This is a genomic window from Chrysiogenia bacterium (assembly GCA_020434085.1).
GTDB lineage: Bacteria > JAGRBM01 > JAGRBM01 > JAGRBM01 > JAGRBM01 > JAGRBM01.
Genome location: JAGRBM010000497.1, coordinates 1 through 4370, shown reverse-complemented (window position 1 = coordinate 4370; position 4370 = coordinate 1). Strand labels below are relative to the sequence as shown.

Below are 4370 nucleotides of genomic sequence, written 5' to 3'. Positions count from 1 at the left end.
TCGTAGGCGGCCATCGCCTGGCCCAGGTTATCGAGGGCTTCGAACTCTTCGGCAATTTCGTAGGTACAGCGGATTTCGAGTGACTGATTTGATGCAGTGCGTGCGCGCTGGCGCACCCAGCGGTAGCCAAGCAGCCGGTCGTAGGCAGAGCCCCAGTTCTGGATGGCATCCACCTGCGCCTCGTCGGCGCGCAGACCTGCCGCGCGGCCGGCCAGTGGAAGTCGCACGATGCCCACGCCGGTGCCGCGCTGGCGCACAAAATAGAGTCCATGCTTCGAAGGCGCGGGCGAGACGTCATAGGCCTCCCCGCCGGTCAATGGCTCGGGCAGTCCAATCGTTTTAGCGGCTACGGAATCAACCTCGATGCGCCAGAGCGAGGGATTATCCTCGGCATCGACGAGGCCGTCGAGATTCGTGTCATCCATCCAGCGTGTGTAATAGAGCCAGAGCCCTTTGTCCGATTCGCGCATCCCCCAGGCGGGAAATCCCTCCAACGCCGTGCCGGGGGAGACACGCACGCCGCGAAGCGGCTTATCCCCTCGCCCGTTTTCGAGCCGGGCCAGCCACAGAGCGCCGCCCGCCAGGTAGGCGATGAGCGAACCGTGGTCCTCATCGGGGCTGAGCGCAAACTCACGCACTTCGGAAGAGCTGAGCAGCCAGGTCTTCTCCGAATCCCAGTCGTAGGCGAAAAGCCGCCAGCCATCGGACGTCTTCGAGGTAAACGCAATCAAGTCATCATTGACCCATTGCGGTGAGCTCTCGATCGTATTCACCCGCGGGAGCTGTTCTTCTTCCTTGCGCCCGCTGCGGTTCACCTGGTCCAGGGTTCCCGAGGGTTCGAGCTTCACGCGGTGGATGTCGCCGTGCTCGTCGGAATGATCCGATACGAACGCCACCCAGTCTCGATCGGGCGAGACAACGGGCTGTGATTCGCGGGAGGGAAGGTCAAGAAGTCGCTGGGGGGGCGCGCCATCAAGCGGCTGCGCCCACAGGTCCCAGTTGCCGCTGCGGTCGGAGACAAAGACCGCCAGCCCCTTGTCGTCGATGGTCGTCAGATCAAACTCGGCGTCGGGATGAACGGTCATGGGGACCGGATCACTCAGGGTCCCTTCGGGCGCCGGGGGCTCTTCGAGTTCGATCTTCGGGAACTTGCCCAGCCAGCCGAGCTGCCCGCGCCGAAGCGCGTTGGTCAGGTCGGACACAATGCAGCCACCCAGCAGTGCCAGCAGCACCGCCAGAGAGGCGAGCAGTGTTCTGTGCCGGGCGCAGTTCATTTGGCGGGTGCGTTCTCCGCGTTCTTTTCACCGACCCGCGCCCAGGTTCCCTGAGGGGTCTGGTACCACATGCCGGCGCCAAGACGCCCAATGCGCCGCTTGCCGTAGAGGCGCTCGGTCTCCGGGCGGTCGGAATCCGAAAGCGAGGGAGAAATCACAATGAGCGCGGCGATCAGGTCCGAGCGATCGCGGTTGGCTTCCTTGACGAAGCGCTCGAGCTGCTCGCGCGTGCGCGCGCTCTCCTCCGCGACACGTTCGGTAAAGAGGTGGACGTAGCCATCAGCTTTTTCGCCGATCCAGCCCTGCTGGAGGTAGCGGAGCAAGTCATCCTGGTTGTATTGCTGGACCTGCAGGATGCGCACGAGCCGGGCCTGCGCATCGCTTACACGCGGATCGGTGCTCTTTGCGAGCACGGCCTGCTCGGCCGCCGCACCGCCGGCGCTGCCCGGCAACGAAGTAATCAGCAGCAGGTCTTCCTCCAGGGGCTCGTATTCACCGAGCACCTGATTTTCGAGCGCAGTGCGATCGTCTACAAAGATCGGGGTGCCGATCAGGCTGAACCCTCCACAACCTCCAAGTGCATACGCTAGTGAACCAAATGCCAGTCCCAGGCATATACGTTTCATCGCTTCGCAATCCTTTCGAGCATTGCTCCCATTGGGATATCGGGGATGGGGAACGTCGTTTGTCCCACCACGACCATGTAAAACGCGTATAGGAATGCCTGCTTGACTCCGCTGGCACGTTGTACATCGACCCGAAAATCTGCACTTCCGTGCGTCACTTTCAGACTGGCCGATTGCGGCACGACGGCTGCATATGTCTCCAGTGTCCGCCTCAGGTTAACGACGCTTGCGTTATCCTGCCGTGGATCGATCCAGTCAAGGACGGCGAAAAGGACTTCGCGCCCGAGGCGAGTAACTTCCAGCTCTCCGTCCAATCCTGCAGGGGGATAGCTGAACGTGGCGTTCACATCAGTGTTCACAAAATACGGACGCGGATCATCGCGCGCGCTGGAAGGAAGCCGCTCGGGCGGGATGACCTTGCGAAAATCCAGTCTGCGCGCGGCAAGCCCGAATACGACATTGAGTTTCTCCTCATAGTCCGCCACGACCTGCCCGCTGAGCGTGCCGTCGAGGAATTTTGCTTCCAACCCGTCGAGTGTCAGGCGGCCGCCGCGCAGCGCCGGTTGCGCGCTGATCTGCTCGATCGCGATGCGCGAGAGTTCGACCCGCTCGATATAGAGTCCGTTTCCTGAATCCTGCGGAGAGATGCGCGCGAGCCGGTCGCTGAGCAACTCGGGAAGCCGGCCGCCGCCCCGCGCGTCACTGGGCTGGGGAAGGTCCGCAATTCGTATGCCGCCCTCGCCCGCAGAGATTGCCAGCCCGAGCGGGATTCTGCCGGCAATCCCCCTTGCAACAACGCTGGTTCCGGCATGCAGTTCAAGACCACGGAACTCCAGTTCGCCGCGCACGACGAAGGGCCCGGCACCCGAACGCTGCACCCTGCCCGAAAGTGCGGTGTCGCCGCGAATGGATATACCGACCGGAAGCTTGCTAAGACCCGGCGCGCTCGTCAGGGCATTCACATCAAGGCTCAGGAGCGGCGGCCGTGCGCGGGGCAGGTATTCACCTGTCACACGCGCCCCGGTGTGGAAGCGGTCGTTGTAGAGCCAGAGATTTTTGAGAACCAGGCGCGAGGGGGTCGGTGCTTCGGCTTCGAAAGAGAGCGCAGTGGGGCCGAGCCGGGGATCGCCGAACCGCGCTACCTCCACGTCGCGAATCTGCGCACTACCTTTGCACGTTAGCGGATCGCGTGAGGCGCCGTCGCGGTTCACACAGCGCACGCGTCCCCATGCGTCACTCAGCGAAACGCCCTGCTCGATGAGTTCTCCCGTGATCCCCTCCCAGCCCAGCACCGCATTAATAGTCAGCGGAAGCGGCTGGTCGGCCTTGAGTTGTCTGGGGATCTGCCCTGAGACCCTGGCATCGAGCGAAGCACTTCCGCCCAGTTTTCCGTCCCGAAAGAGCTTGCGCACCTTGAGCGGCAGGCGCGAGAGAAGCTCCTGCAGCGGCCAGTCCTGCTGCGTGCGCGCGTGCAAATTCACACTGCGTGCTTTGGGTGCAACGCTGCCGTCAAGACGCGCCAGCAGTCCGCCGCCCCAGTCGATCGCCACATCAAGCTGCGTGGCCAGATCGGCCTTTTGATTGATTTCCACATCACCGCGCAGCTCAAAGGGCTGCGCACGCAGCGTAACGTCCTCGGCGCGCGTCTCATCGGCCAGGATGCCGGCAACGGCGAGTCGCAGATCGGTGGCAAGAATTCCCGGTCGCTGCGGGCTGGAACTGACGGTTAGCGCAAGCGAAGGTTCCCGCACGCCGTAACCCGAGGCGCCGACACTAAGGGCGCGCAGCTTGAGCGAGGCATCGATCGTCGGATCGGAGCGATCCGGGCCCAGTGTCACACCGGCCAGCCCATCCACGCGCGCCTTTTCGATCGAAAAAATTTCTTCATTGCTCGTATTCAGTGCGCCCTGATATTCAGCGGCGAGTGCCAGCGGCTCCCCGATTCCTTCACGCTCGGCGACGAGCCCCAGGCTGAGATTTCCTTCGAGCCCCGCAGCTTCGAGCGCGGAGGGATTGCCTGCCTCGCGCAGCCATCCGCTCAGGAGTGCGCCGACGTTCACACTCAGGTCCGCGCGCAGTAATTGCCGCCCTGTTTTCGAGCTGCCTCCGTCCATGAGCGTCAGCGCGCCATCGCCACGAAGTTGCACACCAGTGGTTGCGGCTTCGATGGCGGCGACCTTGAGCTCGCCACGCTTTGGATCGAGCGTTCCGCGTGCGCTTGCGCGCGCCCTTCCATCGTGCGTGACCGCACCGCTGTCCACACGAAGACCGGCGCTCGTTGAGATGCTCCAGTCGAGGAGGCCGGATTTCGAGGCCGCCTCCAGCGAGAGTTTGCCCTGCTTGACGAGTAGCGCCCTGCCCTGTCCGATGCTGACCCAGTTTCCTCCGAGCGCTGCCTTGCCCAGCACCGGCAGCTTTCCGGGCTCCAGCTTGAGACGCTCGAATGCACCGGTCGCGCCGAAGCGGGCGA

At 63.4% G+C, this 4370-nt stretch carries 3 protein-coding genes; all 3 read right to left on the bottom strand.

Features of this window, described 5'->3' with window-relative positions; all coding sequences use genetic code 11:
* Positions 1-1274: PD40 domain-containing protein (locus KDH09_16780; protein ID MCB0221354.1), on the bottom strand; the 1274-nt coding region annotated here is incomplete at its 3' end.
* Entirely contained in the window at positions 1271-1900 is a 630-nt protein-coding gene (locus tag KDH09_16775) for a DUF1318 domain-containing protein (protein ID MCB0221353.1), read from the bottom strand. The genes KDH09_16780 and KDH09_16775, both read right to left, overlap by 4 nt.
* Positions 1897-4370, bottom strand: a 2474-nt coding sequence (locus KDH09_16770; protein ID MCB0221352.1) for a hypothetical protein, incomplete at its 5' end; no start/stop codon positions are given. The genes KDH09_16775 and KDH09_16770, both read right to left, overlap by 4 nt.

What these genes read in the sequence shown, in the direction of transcription:
- KDH09_16775 (MCB0221353.1), bottom strand. Translation starts at nt 1,900, where the DNA reads ATGAAACGTATATGCCTGGGACTGGCATTTGGTTCACTAGCGTATGCA.